The sequence below is a fragment of the Thermoflexus sp. genome, from assembly GCF_034432235.1.
Lineage (GTDB): Bacteria > Chloroflexota > Anaerolineae > Thermoflexales > Thermoflexaceae > Thermoflexus.
This window is the reverse complement of record NZ_DAOUCJ010000029.1, coordinates 52086-66410: the sequence shown is the minus strand read 5'-3', so window position 1 is coordinate 66410 and position 14325 is coordinate 52086. Positions and strand designations below refer to the sequence as shown.

The 14325-nt window shown below is 67.1% G+C and carries 17 protein-coding genes and 1 pseudogene; 5 read left to right on the top strand and 13 right to left on the bottom strand.

Going from position 1 to position 14325, the window contains the following annotated elements; translation table 11 throughout:
* The first annotated feature begins 22 nt into the window (after positions 1 to 22).
* Both VAE54_RS03345 and VAE54_RS14520 read left to right on the top strand, forming a co-directional pair.
* Entirely contained in the window at positions 23 to 400 is a 378-nt protein-coding gene (locus VAE54_RS03345) for an EamA family transporter (RefSeq protein ID WP_322800516.1), read from the top strand.
* Positions 295 to 663 carry an EamA family transporter gene (locus VAE54_RS14520; RefSeq protein WP_416223765.1) on the top strand — a complete coding sequence of 123 codons (369 nt, stop codon included), beginning with the start codon at positions 295 to 297 and terminating at the stop codon, positions 661 to 663. Before VAE54_RS03345 ends, VAE54_RS14520 begins: the two co-directional genes overlap by 106 nt.
* Here VAE54_RS14520 and VAE54_RS03340 read toward each other — a convergent pair.
* The 13 genes and pseudogenes from VAE54_RS03340 to rpmH form a co-directional block, all read right to left on the bottom strand.
* Positions 557 to 2131: an amidohydrolase gene (locus tag VAE54_RS03340; protein ID WP_322800515.1), complete on the bottom strand. Its 1575-nt coding sequence runs from the start codon at positions 2129 to 2131 to the stop codon at positions 557 to 559. The genes VAE54_RS14520 and VAE54_RS03340 overlap by 107 nt on opposite strands.
* A gap of 86 nt (positions 2132 to 2217) precedes the next feature.
* Positions 2218 to 2898 carry an anti-sigma factor domain-containing protein gene (locus tag VAE54_RS03335; RefSeq protein WP_322800514.1) on the bottom strand — a complete coding sequence of 227 codons (681 nt, stop codon included), beginning with the start codon at positions 2896 to 2898 and terminating at the stop codon, positions 2218 to 2220.
* A 137-nt stretch (positions 2899 to 3035) separates the two neighbouring features.
* Positions 3036 to 3617, bottom strand: a complete 582-nt coding sequence (locus VAE54_RS03330) for an RNA polymerase sigma factor (RefSeq protein ID WP_322800513.1) — start codon at positions 3615 to 3617, stop codon at positions 3036 to 3038.
* Positions 3614 to 4810, bottom strand: coding sequence for a Xaa-Pro peptidase family protein (locus VAE54_RS03325; RefSeq protein WP_322800512.1), 1197 nt, complete (start codon positions 4808 to 4810; stop codon positions 3614 to 3616). Before VAE54_RS03325 ends, VAE54_RS03330 begins: the two co-directional genes overlap by 4 nt.
* A 55-nt stretch (positions 4811 to 4865) precedes the next feature.
* The gene (locus VAE54_RS03320) at positions 4866 to 5714 is read right to left on the bottom strand and encodes a ParB/RepB/Spo0J family partition protein (RefSeq protein ID WP_322800511.1); all 849 of its coding nucleotides are present in this window, start codon (positions 5712 to 5714) and stop codon (positions 4866 to 4868) included.
* Positions 5704 to 6504 (bottom strand): ParA family protein, encoded by an 801-nt coding sequence (locus VAE54_RS03315; RefSeq protein ID WP_322800510.1) that lies wholly within the window; start codon positions 6502 to 6504, stop codon positions 5704 to 5706. The genes VAE54_RS03320 and VAE54_RS03315 overlap by 11 nt, the downstream gene beginning before the upstream one ends.
* 71 nt (positions 6505 to 6575) lie before the next feature.
* The gene (locus tag VAE54_RS03310) at positions 6576 to 7427 is read right to left on the bottom strand and encodes a PfkB family carbohydrate kinase (protein ID WP_322800509.1); all 852 of its coding nucleotides are present in this window, start codon (positions 7425 to 7427) and stop codon (positions 6576 to 6578) included.
* Positions 7428 to 7513: 86 nt separating this feature from the next.
* On the bottom strand, positions 7514 to 8215 hold the full coding sequence (jag, locus tag VAE54_RS03305) for an RNA-binding cell elongation regulator Jag/EloR (protein WP_322800508.1): 702 nt from the start codon (positions 8213 to 8215) through the stop codon (positions 7514 to 7516).
* 149 nt (positions 8216 to 8364) lie between these two features.
* Positions 8365 to 9246 (bottom strand): YidC/Oxa1 family membrane protein insertase, encoded by an 882-nt coding sequence (locus VAE54_RS03300; RefSeq protein WP_322800507.1) that lies wholly within the window; start codon positions 9244 to 9246, stop codon positions 8365 to 8367.
* Positions 9247 to 9312: 66 nt separating this feature from the next.
* Positions 9313 to 10446 (bottom strand): PQQ-binding-like beta-propeller repeat protein, encoded by a 1134-nt coding sequence (locus tag VAE54_RS03295; RefSeq protein WP_322800506.1) that lies wholly within the window; start codon positions 10444 to 10446, stop codon positions 9313 to 9315.
* 137 nt (positions 10447 to 10583) lie between these two features.
* Positions 10584 to 10829 (bottom strand): membrane protein insertion efficiency factor YidD, encoded by a 246-nt coding sequence (gene yidD, locus VAE54_RS03290; RefSeq protein WP_416223764.1) that lies wholly within the window; start codon positions 10827 to 10829, stop codon positions 10584 to 10586.
* A gap of 86 nt (positions 10830 to 10915) precedes the next feature.
* Positions 10916 to 11257 (bottom strand): ribonuclease P protein component, encoded by a 342-nt coding sequence (gene rnpA, locus VAE54_RS03285; protein WP_322800505.1) that lies wholly within the window; start codon positions 11255 to 11257, stop codon positions 10916 to 10918.
* A gap of 86 nt (positions 11258 to 11343) precedes the next feature.
* Positions 11344 to 11475: pseudogene (gene rpmH / locus VAE54_RS03280) on the bottom strand (50S ribosomal protein L34); the annotation flags it as partial.
* Positions 11476 to 11775: 300 nt separating this feature from the next.
* Between rpmH and proC the strand changes: the two are divergent.
* From proC to VAE54_RS03265, 3 genes are read left to right on the top strand one after another with little or no spacing between them, the layout of a single operon-like run.
* Positions 11776 to 12630, top strand: coding sequence for a pyrroline-5-carboxylate reductase (gene proC / locus VAE54_RS03275; RefSeq protein ID WP_322800504.1), 855 nt, complete (start codon positions 11776 to 11778; stop codon positions 12628 to 12630).
* Positions 12605 to 13114 carry a TIGR00725 family protein gene (locus VAE54_RS03270; protein WP_322800503.1) on the top strand — a complete coding sequence of 170 codons (510 nt, stop codon included), beginning with the start codon at positions 12605 to 12607 and terminating at the stop codon, positions 13112 to 13114. The genes proC and VAE54_RS03270 overlap by 26 nt, the downstream gene beginning before the upstream one ends.
* A 51-nt stretch (positions 13115 to 13165) precedes the next feature.
* Positions 13166 to 14173, top strand: coding sequence for a carbohydrate kinase family protein (locus tag VAE54_RS03265; RefSeq protein WP_322800502.1), 1008 nt, complete (start codon positions 13166 to 13168; stop codon positions 14171 to 14173).
* Positions 14174 to 14325: the final 152 nt, after the last annotated feature.

Sequence of the window (14325 nt, the reverse complement as noted above, 5' to 3'; positions counted from 1 at the left end):
AATCCCTGAAGCGCTTTTCGCCATGAGGGGCTATCTCTATATGCTGACCGCTGACTTCCTGTGGGGATTGATCGGCCCCATCAGCCAGCTGACCTTCGCCTATGGGCTGACGCCCCTGGAGGTCGCCTTCTGGCGCGCGGTGTTGGGAGGCTTCCTGTTCGGAGCCCACGCCTTCTGGATCGGCCGGATTCGAGTCGCCCGGCGGGATCTTCCCATCATGCTGGGCTTCGGCCCATCGGGGTGGCGCTGTTTTACGCTTCCTTCCAGTTCGCGGTGCAGGCAGGGGGCAGAGCGATGGCGGCCGTGTTGCTCTATACCGCCCCCGCCTGGGTGGCCTTCCTCTCGTGGATCTTCCTCCGGGAGCCGATGGGCGCGCATAAGCTGGCCGCCCTACTCCTGACGCTTCTCGGGGTTGACAACAGTAGCCGGGGTCAGCCTGCAGGGCGGGGAGGTGCGGATCCATCCCGCCGGGATCGGGTGGGGCCTGGTCTTCTGATCTACTACGCCGGTCTGCGACGGCTGGAAACAACCCGGGCAGCGGTGGTGGCGACTATGGTTACATTCGCTGATAGATCCAGCGCCCGCCCACCATGGTGCCCAGGACCTCCAGATCACGAAGCCGTTCCGCGGGGATCTGGAAAGGATCCTCCGGGAGCACGATGAGGTCCGCCCACATCCCGGGCCGCAGGCGGCCCTGCCAGCGCTCCAGCCCGGCGGCCCAGGCTGGGCCCACCGTATACGCTTCCAACGCCTCTGTTCGGGAGAGGGCCTGCTCGGGATACCAGCCGTCCCGGACGACGGCGGCGTGCAGCCCCCAGAATGGATTCGGCGGCTCCACCGGGGCATCGGAGCCGAAGGCCAGCCGGGCCCCATGGTCCTTCAAGCTGCGCCAGGCATAGGCGGTGGCGCATCGTTTCCCCCAGTAGCGCTCCGCCATGGGGCGATCGGAGATCGCGTGGATGGGCTGCATCGAGGCGATGATCCGTAGCGGGCCCAGGCGCGGGAGATCATCCGGGTGCACGAGCTGCGCATGCTCGATGCGATGGCGCCGGGCCTCCGGCGGGATCCCCAGCCGCCTCTCCAGCTCCCGCAGCTCGGTATAGAGATCCAGGACCTCCCGATTGGCCCGATCCCCGATGGCGTGAATGGCCAGCCACAGGCCGCCGGCCGTGGCCCGCCGGGCCGCTTCCCGCATGGCCTCCGGGGGCGTGAAGGCGATGCCCAGATTCCCCGGCTCTCCCTCATACGGCGTTAGCATCCAGGCGGTCCGCGGCCCCAGCGCGCCGTCGGCGAAGATTTTCACCGCCCCGATGCGCAGCCATGGATCTCCGAAACCGGTTCGCAGGCCGAGAGCCAGGGCCTGATCGAGCATCGCCAGGGGAAGATGCTGAACCACCCGCAGGGGGAGATCCCCTCGCTCGCGGAGGATCTGCAGGGCCGCAAAGGAGCGGGGACCATCGAAGTTGTGAACCGCCGTTAGACCCATGGCGGCCAGCTCGTGGAGCGCCTCATAGAGGGCCTCGGCGAGCTCCTCCCCAGAGGGTTCCGGGATCGCCCGGGCGATGAGATCGATCGCCCGCTCGAAGAAGAGGCCCACGGGCTCCCCCGCTGGATCCCGGGCGATCCGCCCGCCGGGGGGATCGGGGGTTTCCCGGGTGATGCCGGCCCGGCGCATGGCCTCCCGGTTGGCCCACAGGGCGTGCCCGCTGCGAGCCCAGAGGGCCACCGGATGCGCAGGCGCCACCCGGTCCAGGTCATCGGCGGAAGGGAACCGCCCCCATTGCTCTTGCAGCCACCCCCGGCCGATGATCCAGCTCCCCGGCGGGGTATAAGCGGCTCGACGGGCCACGCGCTCCAGCGCCTCCTCCAGGGTGGGCGTATCCACATCCACGCCTACCCGACGACGGGCATAGCCTTCCAGATGCAAATGGGCATCGATCAGACCCGGGAGCACCACCGCGCCCTTCAGGTCCAGAACCCGGGTGCGCGGGCCTTTCAAGGAGCGCACCGCATCCGTGGAGCCCACCGCTTCGATCTCCTCCCCCGCAACCGCGAGGGCCTCGGCCATCGGTTGCCCAGGATCCAGGGTGTAGATCCGGGCGTTCTCCAGGATCCAATCGGCAGCTCGCATGGGATCTCCGGGTCATCGGGTTCGGATGGAGAATCCCGCATAGTGGAGCTCCCCCTGGGGCCGCGCTGGGCCTCTTCCGCTCCTCCCTAGGGGCCCGAGGCGCCGCTCGAACGAAGGGAACCCCGGAGCGCCTGGGGGCCGGTAGGCTGGGGGCTTCCTCCCTCCGGCTCCAGGGTCACCCCAATACGGACGTAGGCCGGGAGGTTAAGGGGAACGGTCACCGTGTAAACGCCGTAGAGGCGGGGATGGGTGCGGAACGTGCCGCCGCTGACCCGCCGCCCCGCCGCATCTACAAACCACACCTGATACACCTGGCCTTCTGGGGGAACGGCCAGCCCCTTGGTGACCAGCAGACCCTGGCCATCCTCCAGGATGAGATACCCTTCTGCTTCGGGGGCCGCCTCGGCACCCTGCAAAGGGATCACGCGGGGGGTGACCGAAAGCGGAGGGGCGAAGATCCGGGGGGCCGCCAGGATCAGCAACAGGGTGGCAATGACCAGCGCGGCGCCCATCCCCAGCCACCGCCAGTTTTCCCGTTGGGGCCGTCGCACCCGGGCCATCAGGCGGGCCTTGAGGCGGGGAGGCGGGGGCTGCAACGGGACGGTGTAGGCCAGCGCGGTGGCGGCCTCCCGATATCGGGCTACCGCCTCCCGACAGGCCGGGCATCCTGCCATATGGGCGGCGACCGCCGCCGCCTCTTCCGGCGGCAGCGCCCCCAGCGCGTAAGCGGCGAGCTCCTCCTGGAAGACTTCGTGATCGACGTTCATCGTCGGTCATCCCCTATGAAATCATACGCAGGCCGCTTCACCAGGGATCGCCCGGATTTCCCCGGCGGCGCGAGGGGGAAGAGCGATCTCGGAGCCAGGGCGCCTCCCAGGTCCCGACCCTGCGATCTCTTTCTCAATCAGGACAGCAAACCGCGTTCGGCCAGCCAGTCATGGAGTTTCCGAAGCGCCAGATGCAGGCGGCTTTTCACCGTGCCCAGCGGCTCCCCCAGATACTCCGCGATCTCCCGATGGGACCATCCCCGGAAATAGGCCAGCTCCAGCACCCGGCGTTGTGCCTCCGGAAGGGCCGCCATCGCCTCGCGGACAGCCCGGGCCAGCTCTTCCGCCTCCGCCAGGGCTTCCACCGCCGGATCCGCAGCCGCCGCCTCTATGGATTCCGGCTCGACTTCATGCACCCGGGACGGCCGGGCGCGCCGGCGGCGGAGCTGATCGATGGCCCGGTTGCGAACCATGGCGTAAAGCCATGTGGTAAAACGGCTCCGCTCCGGCATGAAAGCGCCCGCGTGCTGCCAGATGCTCCAGAACACATCCAGGACCACCTCCTCCGCCGTCTCCGGGTCGCCCAGGATGCGAAGGGCGAGGGAAAACGCCCGGGCCCCATGCCGGTCGTAGAGAGCGGCCAGCGCCTGCTCATCGCCGCCGGCGATCCGCGCTAAAAGGGCCGCATCATCCAGATCCGCGTAACCCGGTTCCTTCACGGTCGGATCACCCAGAGCTCGGCCTGGGGATGGCTGATCCACTCCGCGCCTCGCGGGGTGACCAGCACATCCTCCTCCAGCCCGATGTAACCATATCCGGGCACCTTCACGCCCAGCTCCAGCGTGAAGACATTCCCGGCTTCGACAACCCCATAGGGCGTCTGCCCGTAGCGCTCCCACCGGGGCCCTAGGACGGTCGAGCCATCATGGACGGTCCGCCCGATATGATGACCCAGGGCGTGCAGATACTCCGGATACCCCCACTGGGTGAGGGTGCGGCGCGCGGCAGCGTCCACCTCCCACCCCTGGACGCCCGGGCGCAGCGCCTGGAACCCCGCCTGGATCGCCGCACGGACAGCCTGGAAGGCTCGCTGGACTTCCAATGGGGGCTCCCCTTCCCCTTCCCGCAACACATACCAAACCCGCTGCATATCCGAGCAGAAGCCATCCTGCCGGACCCCCATATCCACGTGGACCAGCACCCCGGTGGTCACCGAACGGTCCCCGGGCATCGCATGCCCGACAGGGGCATCCGGCCCGATGGCCACAATGGGGCAGTAATCCGGATCCCATGCGGGCTCCACACCCATCGCGCGCATCCGCTCGTGGACAAAGGCCTGGATCTCCCGCTCGGAGCGACCGGGGCGCAGGAAGGATCCGAGCTCCGCGAACAGGACCTCGGTCGTCTCCACCGCCCGACGGATGGCCTCCACCTCCAGCGGGGTCTTGCGACCCCGGAGCGCCCCGATGAGATCTTCGGCGGAGATGAGACGGCCCACAAACGGCGTGCCGCTCAGCATCCGGTGGAGGAGGCACCACATGCCGTGGGTGAGCCCGTCGGCGGCGGGATCGTTTTCCGAATAGTTAATGGCGATCTCCCGGGGGTTCAGGCGCTGAAGCGTCTCCACCAGGGGCTCCCGGATGCTCTCATCATACCCGATCACCGGATCCCAGACCCCCAGCGCCGCCACGTTCTCCCGATCGAACCGCCCCACGATGGCGATCCGGTCCCCTTTCGCGGTGAGGAGAAATGCGGAGACCCAGGTCACGTTCAGGTCGAGGATCAGATCCAGCACCGGATCCCGCGTCTGCCCGGTCTCCCGGACGAATGTTAACCAGGCGTCGATCCCCTTCTCGTTCAGGATGCCGATCGCCTGTCGGACCTTCTCGCGGATGAGGGCCGGATTGGGCATCGCTGGCCTCCTCTCCTCCTGGCTTCCCGATCGTCTTCCAGAGGGGCGCTCTCGATTACACGGAACCCAACAGGCGCTGGACCACCGCCTCCAGCTCCTCTTCGGAGTAGTAATAGATGACAAGGCGTCCGCCCCGACGGCCAGCGGAGAGACGAACCTTGGTGCCGAGGGCCTGGCGCAGGCGGCTCTCGATCTCCGCCAGGCCGGGGGGCCGCGGGAGAGCCTTCCGCCCTCGGGGGCGCTGGCCCTGCAGGCGGCGGGCCAGTTCCTCGGTCGCGCGAACGCTCAATCCCTCCTCCAGGATCCGGCGGAGCACCAGCTCCTGCTGGGACGGGTTGCTCAGCATCAGCAGCGCTCGCGCATGGCCTTCCGTGATGCGCCCTTCGATCAGATGGGCCTGGATCGCGGGGGGAAGCTGAAGCAGACGCAGGGCGTTGGTGATCGCCGCCCGGCTCCGCCCCACCCGTCGGGCCACCTCCTCGTGGGTCAGGCCGAAGGTCTCGATCAGGTAGCGATACGCCTGCGCCTCCTCAATCGGATTCAGATCAGCCCGCTGCAGGTTCTCGACCAGAGCCAGCTCCAGCATCTGCTGGGGAGCCACCTCCCGCACCACGACAGGGACCGTGCTCAGGCCCGCGCGCCGGGCCGCCCGCCATCGGCGCTCTCCGGCGATCAGGGTGTATCGCGGTGGCTCCAGCTGGGTCTGGGTCACAATGAGCGGCTGCAACAGCCCATGCTCCCGGATGGATTGGGCCAGCTCCTCCAGCTCCGCCTCGTCGAACTGCCGGCGGGGCTGATGCGGATTGGGCTCGATCGCCTCAATGGGAACTTCCAGCAGGCCCGCCGTCTCGCCCGCCGGAAGCAGGGCTTCCAGCCCCTTCCCGAGCCCGAATTTACGCGCCATGGGCACCTCCTTCCCGAAGAGGAACCGAGAGCCCATCGCCCCGCATCAGCTCGTGGGCGAGGGCGGTATAGGCGATGGCTCCGGGAGAATGAGGAGCATAGACGATGATGGGCAGGCCATAGCTCGGAGCCTCTGCCAGGCGGACGCTCCGAGGGATGATCGTCTGGAAGACCCGGCCGGGGAAGTGCTGACGGACTTCTTCCACCACCTGCTGGGCGAGACGGGAGCGGGCATCGAACATCGTGAGCAGGAAGCCCCGCACATGCAGCCGCGGGTTGAACCCCTGGCGCACCCGCGTCATCGTTTGAAGAAGCCTGGAGAGGCCTTCCAGAGCCAGATATTCACACTGCACCGGCACGATCAGCGCATCCGCAGCGACCATGGCGTTCAGCGTGAGCAACCCCAGGCTGGGGGGACAGTCGATCAGGATGTAATCATAAGCGGATCGAACGCCCTCCAGAGCATCGCGGAGGCGGAACTCCCGTCGGGAGGTCTGCACCAGTTCCACCTCGGCCCCAGCCAGATCCGCGCTCGCCGGGGCCAGCTGAAGGTTCGCCCATCGGGTGGGGTAAACCCGTTCCGCCATGGGCAGGCCGTCGATCAGCACCTCATAGACCGAGCCCCTCAGGCTCTTCCGATCGATCCCCAGACTGGCCGTCGCGTTGGCCTGGGGATCCAGATCGATGAGCAACACCGAACGCCCGGCCGCCGCCAGACAGGCGGCCAGGTTCACCGCAGAGGTCGTCTTCCCGACTCCTCCCTTCTGGTTCGCAAAGGCGTAAACGGGCATTGCTCTCCCCAGCGATCCTTCCTGAACCACAGCTTTACCCGAAGATGCATGCCGGAATCCCGCCCCAGACTTCATGGGCTTCGCGCCTGCTCACCCTGCTCCCGCCGGATGGCCTCGATCTCCTCCGGGCGGGGGGTTCCTTCCAGGCCCGGACGGGTGACGGAGAGCGCCGCTACTCGGGCGGCATAATGGGCCGCCGTGAGGGGATCCCGGGTTTCCCAAAGCCGGATGAAAAAGGCCGCCGCGAACACATCCCCTGCTCCTGTGGGGTCGACCTCCTCCACCGGATAAGCGGGGATCGAATAGGGAATCCCATCCTGGAACAGGGTGGCCCCGCGGGCCGCCTGGGTGACCACCAAGATGGAGGTCTGGCGGGCCCAGCGACGAGCGAGGGCCCAATCCCCCTGGATGTCCTCCTCGCTGAAGACCACCGCATCCGCATAGGGGAGGATCTGCTCGGCCTCCATCCAGGGCCGGGGATAGACATGGCCCTCCCGATCCCAGGCCCGCATCCAGCCCTGGGGTGTGATCCCCCGGAGAGCGTTTTCGAACAGAAACAGCAGGGAAGGATCCACCTCCCCGGCAACGGGGGCCAGATGAACCACGCGGGGATGACGCCATTCGAGGGGCACGGCTGCCGGGAGCAGCCGTTCCGCCACCCCGTGAAGGCGCTGCCGCCGACCCTGGGGGGTATAGAGATTTTCGAACTCCGTGGTCCGCTCCGCCGGGAGGTTCATCACCAGCGCCCCATCCAGGGCCTGCCGGGGATCCCAATCCGGCCCGGTGCTGGTCAGGACCCCCACCCGCCATCCGTGGGCCAGCGCCGTCCGACCGGCATACGCTGCCGTCCCTCCGAACATCGGTCCGAACGGCGTTCGATCCCGACAGACATGCCCGATGATCAGATAATCCACAGAAGCCATGGGCGCTCCGATTCGGGAGAATGATGGGGCGGGGAACCCGACCGGCTGCCTCCTCAAACCCGGCGCTCCTTCCGCAGCCTTCCCAATTACGCATTTCCCTCCGAGGTCCAGCGCATCGCGATCACCACCCGTCGTTCCTCCCCCTCGCCGATGCTGTAGGTGGTCACCTTCGGATGGTCCTTCAGGGCCATATGGATCACCCGCCGCTCGGCGGCCGGCATGGGCTCCAGCTCCACCGGTCGCCCGGTGGCCATCACCTGCTCCGCTTTCTTCAAAGCCAGGCGGCGCAAGGCCTCCGCGCGTTTGGCCCGATAACCGTTGATGTCCACGACCAGAGGAATGAAAGCCCCCAGACGCCGGGCGACGATCGCCCGCGCCAGGGTCTGGAAGGCATACAGGGTGCGGCCGTGACGGCCGATCAGACGGCTCGCGGTTGGGCCTTCAATCCGCACCGTCCAGATGGAATAATTCCCCCGCTCCTCCGGCCCCTCGACCGTCTCCGGGGCGACAGAGAGGGTCGCCTGGATCCCCAGGGAGGCGAGAAGGCCGCTGATCGCATGAGCGACCGCCTCCTCAATCTGCTCCGGCGCTGGACCTGGAAGCGGCGCGGCGGTCTCCCGCACCACCAGGCGAACCCGCGCCTCCCGGGCGCCGATGCCCAGAAAACCCGGGCTCCCCGGATCCAGCACTTCGATCTCCACCGCCTCCCGGGGAACACCCAGCTGGGCCAGACCCGCCTGGATCGCTGCCTCAATTGTGGGTCCGCTGACCACCAGTTCCATATCCATCTCACCCTTCCCGCCTGGGTTTGTTCCGTGAGCTCCAGAGGGCGAAAGAGCCCCGCCGCATCAGAGGCTTTCCCCCTCCTTTCCCTTCCCCTCCCGGTGCCGCCGCGCGGCATGGAGGGAGGGAAAGCGCGGTTTCCACTTCCATTCCCTCATCGGCCTCCCCGGGTCTTCCGGCGCGGTCGGGAGGACTCCACAGAAGGGGCGGAGCCCGAGGACGAGGAAGGAGAAGCAGCTGGCATCTCGCGGCCTCGAGGGAAGCGACGAGCCAGGAAGCCCCGCCAATCCCGCGTGACGAGGGCGAACTGGATCACCGAGATCAGGTTCGTGACGATAAAGTAAATGCTCAACCCCACCGCCAGGTTATAGCTGATCCACCCGAAGAAAAGGGGCATATACAGGTTCATCAGCTGGGTGGTCATGCGGGCCTGGGGATCCGTGCTCGGAGGCGTCATGACCTTCTGGGACCACCAGGTGGTGAGGATCACCAGCAGGGTCATGATCGGCAAGGGGATGAGGATCCCCCCTACCGGGATGAAAATCCGCTCCGGGCGCCCCAGGTCCCAGAGCAGGAACTGGCTCTGGATCGGAAGCAACGTGGCCAAGGCCGGGAACCCATTGAATCGGTAGAGCAGCTTGGCCAGGTCAATGACGGCCATGGGGTTGAGGGCCAGGACGTGGATAATGGCCTGGTAAACGGCGATCAGGATGGGGAACTGGATGAGCAGGGGAAGGCAGCCGCCGAGGGGGTTGACCCCCGCCTCTTTGTAGAGCTTCATCTGCTCCTGGGCCAGCTTCTCCCGATCTTTGGCGTATTTCTTCTGGAGCTCCTGGAGCCGGGGCTGCAGCTCCTGCATCTTCTTCGCCGCCCGTTGCTGCTGGGCCATCAGCGGATAGAGCAACAGACGGATCAGCACCGTCAGGGCCACGATCGCCAGCACGAAATTCCGGCCCAGAGCGGCATAGAGCACCAGGAGGAGATTCACCAGCGGCTGGAAGAACAGCAGGTTCGTCACCAACGTGATGGGATTCATCGAACCTCCTTACGATTCAACAGGCCCTTCGCGGGAGGGAAAACTCCTTCAGGGCCATTTCCTCCTTTAGCGGCTCAGCTTCCAGGCCTCCGTCAGATCCGGGTGGAACGCCACCAGGCGGAACGGCCCACCGGTTGGAGCCACCACGATCCGGTCCGCAACCGCCACAGGAGCGGCCAGGAGGCGCCCCGGAGCCAGGCTGACCGATTTGATCCTCGCCCCGTCCTCCAGATTCACCAGATGGATCCAGCCGGCCTCATCGGCGACGTAAATCCTGTTCCCTACCACCAGAGGTCGGGCGCGAACCGGCCCGTTCGCCTGGAACGGTTGGGGCCAGAGCGGACGCCCCTGGCGGTCCAGCGCGAACACCTGGCCGCTCATATCGCCCACGATCAACCGGTCCCCGGCGACCGCCGGCCCATCCCAGACCCAGTGGTTGGCCCGAAACCGCCATCGCTCCTGACCGGTGGCCGGATCCACGGCGTAAAGATGATCATCGAAGGCCCCAGCATACAGCGTGTCTCCATCCAGCGTCAGCGCGCCTGCGATCGCCCCGCGGGCCTGGAAGGGGGCCGGCCACCGCAGCGCGCCGCTCTCCCCATCCAGGGCCAGCAGGCGATGATCCATTGTCCCCACGATGACCATGGTCCCCGAAAGGACCGGGGTGGCCCAGATCCGGGCCGCACCCCGACCCGCCTCCGGGAGACGGGTCCGCCAGAGGACCCGGCCGCTCGCCCCTTCCAGGGCCAGCATCCATCCATCCCCGGTCCCCACGAAGACCCGCGTCCCATCGGTGATCAGACCCGCAAAAATCGGGCCCAGAGGGGGCTGATCCAACGGGGGATACACCCACTGGAGCGCTCCGTTCCCCCGCACCAGCCCGCAAAGGCGGCTTTCCCCGGTTCCCGGATTCTCCGCCGCGATGATCACCCACCCTTCCAGCACCGCGGGAGCAGCGTGGTAAGCGCCTCCACAGGCCCCAGCGTTTCCTCCCTTCGGGGGGAACCGCCATTGTTCCTGGCCGGAGGAAGCCTGAACCGCCAGCACGTGATCGAGATCCGCCACATAGAGGATATCCCCCGCCACCTGAATCCCGGGCCAGCTGGATCCCGCGCCGCTACAACCGGCAAGCACCAATGTGAGGAGAACCCCCATCCATCCCAGCGTCTTCCACGACATCGTCGTCGCCTTCAACGACATGTCCTCCAGAGCGGTTATGGAAACCGGACTTCCACCCCCAGAAGGGGAGCAACCCTGAATGAAGCTCCTGGATGTTTCGCCGGACGCCAGCCGTTCAGGGAGGCCCTCACCCCGAAAGCATTCCGATCTCTTCTCCCTCAGGGCACCGGATCGTATCCCCCGGGGTGGAAAGGATGACAACGGGCGATCCTCCGGACCCCCAGCCATCCCCCCCGGAGCAGCCCATAGCGGGCGATGGCCTCATAGGTATACTGGGAGCAGCTCGGGTAGAAGCGACAGCTGGGCGGCAGCAGCGGAGAGATCAGCCGCTGGTAAAGGCGAATAAGCCCCAGGGCGATCCAGGCCGGCAGACGGGTCCATCGCCATCCCGATCCCTTCCTCATCCGCATCTCCCAGCTTGCAAATAGGATAACCGGGAATCCCCATTCCCACTGCCAATCCCAGGAGGCACGATCCGTGAGACGGCGTCCTATTCTCGCAACAAGCCCAATTGGGCGAGCGCTTCCAGCAGCGCGGCTTCCGCATCCTGTCGCTTGCGCCCGATTAAACCGGGGCGGGCGATGAGGACCAGATCCCAGCCCGGCTGGATCTCATGGAGATGCAGGCGAGCGGCTTCCCGAAGCAGGCGCTTGGCTCGATTCCGGCGAACCGCCTTGCCGATGGCACGGCGCCCGGCGATCACGGCCACCCGCGTGACTCCGAGATCATTCGGGGCCGCCTTCAATTTCAGAAGCGCATTGGACCAGGAGCGTCCTTCCTGCAGGACCCGCTCAATGGCCTTCCGGTGACGCAGGCGAACCAGCGAAGCCACGGTTCGAGGGACATTCAGTCTTTACGGCCGGAGGGCCCCCGATACTTCCCCTTCCAGTTAATCCGCTTGGCCCCCTCATATTGGGGCGTCAGCCGCCAGCGGCCCTTCAACCGCCGCGCCTTCAACACGCGCCGCCCGCCTTTGGTGCGCATGCGGGCCAGGAAGCCATGCACTTTCAACCGCTTGCGCCGCTTAGGCTGGTAAGTCCGCTTGGGCATCTTGGATCAACCTCCCCATGAGGCTGCGCAATGGGTAATTATAACATGCGCCATGCTTTCGCCGGCTCCTTCTTGCTTCCATTCATCTTCCTCCTCTATACTTTAACGCAACCTGCCATCCGCGGATGGAAGCCATGCCGCCTGAGCATTGTTTCACGGCCACCCTCCTCCGCAGCGAAACCGTACGGGGAGAGGCGACCACCTGCTGGAAACTCCAGGCGGCCTATATTGACCCATATCCGGGGTGTATCGCTGGAAAAAGCCCTTATGGCGCAAGCTCGATCCGGAGGGAGGAAACAGATGGTGGAGGATGCGCGTCTGCCGCGGATCGCCTTCATCGGCAGCGGGGTGATGGCCGAGGCGATGATCCGCGGGCTTCTACGCGATCACCTGATCGATCCTCAGGACATCATCGCCAGCGGGCCGCGGCCGGAACGCGGGCTGGAGCTCCAGGGCCGCTACGGCGTGCGGACGACCACGCATAACCCGGAAGCGGCGGCCGAGGCCGAGATCGTGGTCCTCTCCGTCAAGCCCCAGGTGATCCCTCGCGTGCTCCCGGAGCTGCGGGGCCACATCCGCCCGGAAGCCCTCATCTTCTCCATCGCCGCCGGCGTCCGCATCGCCACCCTGCGGGAGGGCCTGGGGGTCCCCGCCATCATCCGCGCCATGCCCAACACCCCCGCCCAGATCGGTCAGGGGATCACCGTGTGGACGGCCACGGAAGAGGTGACCCCGCGACAGCGGGAACATGCCGTCCTCCTCATGCGGGCGATGGGCGAGGAGGTCTACGTCGATGACGAGCGCTACCTGGATATGGCCACGGCCCTGACCGGGACAGGGCCAGCGTATGTGTTCCTGTTTATGGAAGCCATGGTGGACGCCGGGGTGCACCTGGGGTTCTCCCGACGGGTGGCCGAGCAGCTGGTCTACCAGACCGTCATCGGCTCCGCCCTCTACGCTCGCCAGTCCGGCCTGCACCTGGCGGCGTTGCGCAATCAGGTCACCTCGCCGGGCGGCACGACGGCGGAAGCCCTGTATCACCTGGAGAAGGGCGGCTTCCGCACGGTGATCTCCCGCGCCATCTGGGCCGCCTACGTGCGTTCCCGACAGCTGGGCCGGGGGGCTGCCGATGAAGTGGAACGCCTTGAACGTTGACCGGCCGATCCGGATCGCGGTGGTGGGGAGCAGCGAGGCCACCCCCCAGGAGGAGGCCTGGGCGGAACAGGTCGGGCGGCTGCTAACGGCAGCCGGCGCGGTGGTGATCTGCGGGGGCCGCGGCGGGGTGATGGAGGCAGTCTGCCGGGGCGCCGTGGAGGCCGGCGGGCTCACCGTTGGCATCCTTCCGGGCAACGATCCCGAAGAGGCCAACCCCTATGTGCGTCTTCCCCTGCCCACCGGGCTGGGGGAGGCGCGGAATGCCCTCGTCGTGCGCGCCGCCGAGGCGGTGATCGCCATCGGCGGGGAGTTCGGCACCCTCTCGGAGATCGCCCTGGCCCTCAAATGGGGCATCCCCGTGATCGGCCTGGAGACATGGGTCCTCCATCGCCCCGGCGTGACCGTGCCGATCGAACGGGTCTCCACCCCGGCGGAAGCGGTGCGCCGCGCCCTGGCCCGGGCGCGGAAGGCCACGAGCTTGTGATGCCCTTTCCCCTTATTGGGACTCGCCCATCTATAAGGACCGAGCTCGCCCTTGGAGCTGCTGGCCATCGGCGATGTCACAGTGGATCTCTATCTGGCGCTCCCCGGGCTCCCCGAGCCCAGCGGAGATGCCCACGTCCAGCGGATGATCCTCCGGGCCGGAGGGTCGGCGGCGAACACGGCCGCCGTGGCCGCCGCCCTGGGGCTTTCCACCGCTCTGATCGGCGCCGTCGGCATCGATCCCCTGGGGGAATGGGTGCGCGCTCAGCTCGCCGCCAGCGGGGTGGATGTCCGCAGCATACAGCGACGCCCTGAAGCCCCCACCTCAATCATCACGATCCTCGTCACCCCCGACGGCGAGCGGACGATGCTCTCCTACCGCGGCGCCAGCCGCTTCGCCGCGCTTCGAGAGGAAGACCGCGCCCGCCTCCGCCGCGCCGCTTTCTTCCACCTCTCCGGCTATGCCCTCCTGGAAGAAAGCCCCCTGCGCCGCACAGCCATGGCGTTGCTGGAAGAAGCGGCCGCCCACGGCCTACGATGCGCCCTGGACCCCGGGCTGCCGGCCTGCCGGATGGCCCCGGAGGCCGTGCGGGGAGCCCTGCATCGGACACACATCCTCCTGCTCACCGAAAAGGAGGCCTGGATCCTCTTCGGACCCGAGCCGCGCCGGGGGTTCGACGAAGCCCCGGGCTTGCGCTGGATGGCCCTGAAGCGCGGGGAACAGGGGTGCCGGCTGCTGGGGCGCGAAGGCGAGGATATCGCCGTCCCCGCCTTTCGGGTTCCGGTGAGCGACACGACCGGTGCGGGCGATGCCTTCAATGCCGGATTCCTGTTCGGCATGGCATGCGGAACCCGCCCCGAGGTGGCCGCCCTTCTGGGCAACGCCGCCGGCGCCCTGGCCTGCACCGTCTGGGGTGTCATCGGATCCTTCCCCGGCCGTATGGCGATGGAGCGATTGCTCCAGGAAGCCTCCAGGGATCCGGACTGGTCCTCCTGGCGCGCGCTCCTCGCAGAGGCCCAGGGCTGCCTGCGGGGATCCCGCATCCCGGGCAAGGCGTAACCGCGGAACCTGTCCGGGAGCCGAAGCCGCCGAAAGCAACCCCCTTTTCTCTCCCCTCTTTAAACAACCCCAGTGAGGCTCCAGATCTCCTTCTGGAGAGATGTCACCGGTCCCAGGGGGCTGCATCCAAAGATATGGGGAAAACCTGCTAA

What these genes read in the sequence shown, in the direction of transcription:
- proC (WP_322800504.1), top strand. Translation starts at nt 11,776, where the DNA reads ATGGTGGAGGATGCGCGTCTGCCGCGGATCGCCTTCATCGGCAGCGGG.
- VAE54_RS03320 (WP_322800511.1), bottom strand. Translation starts at nt 5,714, where the DNA reads ATGGCGCGTAAATTCGGGCTCGGGAAGGGGCTGGAAGCCCTGCTTCCG.
- VAE54_RS03315 (WP_322800510.1), bottom strand. Translation starts at nt 6,504, where the DNA reads ATGCCCGTTTACGCCTTTGCGAACCAGAAGGGAGGAGTCGGGAAGACG.
- VAE54_RS03340 (WP_322800515.1), bottom strand. Translation starts at nt 2,131, where the DNA reads ATGCGAGCTGCCGATTGGATCCTGGAGAACGCCCGGATCTACACCCTG.
- VAE54_RS03310 (WP_322800509.1), bottom strand. Translation starts at nt 7,427, where the DNA reads ATGGCTTCTGTGGATTATCTGATCATCGGGCATGTCTGTCGGGATCGA.
- VAE54_RS03270 (WP_322800503.1), top strand. Translation starts at nt 12,605, where the DNA reads ATGAAGTGGAACGCCTTGAACGTTGACCGGCCGATCCGGATCGCGGTG.
- jag (WP_322800508.1), bottom strand. Translation starts at nt 8,215, where the DNA reads ATGGATATGGAACTGGTGGTCAGCGGACCCACAATTGAGGCAGCGATC.
- VAE54_RS03345 (WP_322800516.1), top strand. Translation starts at nt 23, where the DNA reads ATGAGGGGCTATCTCTATATGCTGACCGCTGACTTCCTGTGGGGATTG.
- VAE54_RS03335 (WP_322800514.1), bottom strand. Translation starts at nt 2,898, where the DNA reads ATGAACGTCGATCACGAAGTCTTCCAGGAGGAGCTCGCCGCTTACGCG.
- VAE54_RS03295 (WP_322800506.1), bottom strand. Translation starts at nt 10,446, where the DNA reads ATGTCGTTGAAGGCGACGACGATGTCGTGGAAGACGCTGGGATGGATG.
- VAE54_RS03325 (WP_322800512.1), bottom strand. Translation starts at nt 4,810, where the DNA reads ATGCCCAATCCGGCCCTCATCCGCGAGAAGGTCCGACAGGCGATCGGC.
- VAE54_RS03300 (WP_322800507.1), bottom strand. Translation starts at nt 9,246, where the DNA reads ATGAATCCCATCACGTTGGTGACGAACCTGCTGTTCTTCCAGCCGCTG.
- yidD (WP_416223764.1), bottom strand. Translation starts at nt 10,829, where the DNA reads ATGAGGAAGGGATCGGGATGGCGATGGACCCGTCTGCCGGCCTGGATC.
- VAE54_RS14520 (WP_416223765.1), top strand. Translation starts at nt 295, where the DNA reads ATGGCGGCCGTGTTGCTCTATACCGCCCCCGCCTGGGTGGCCTTCCTC.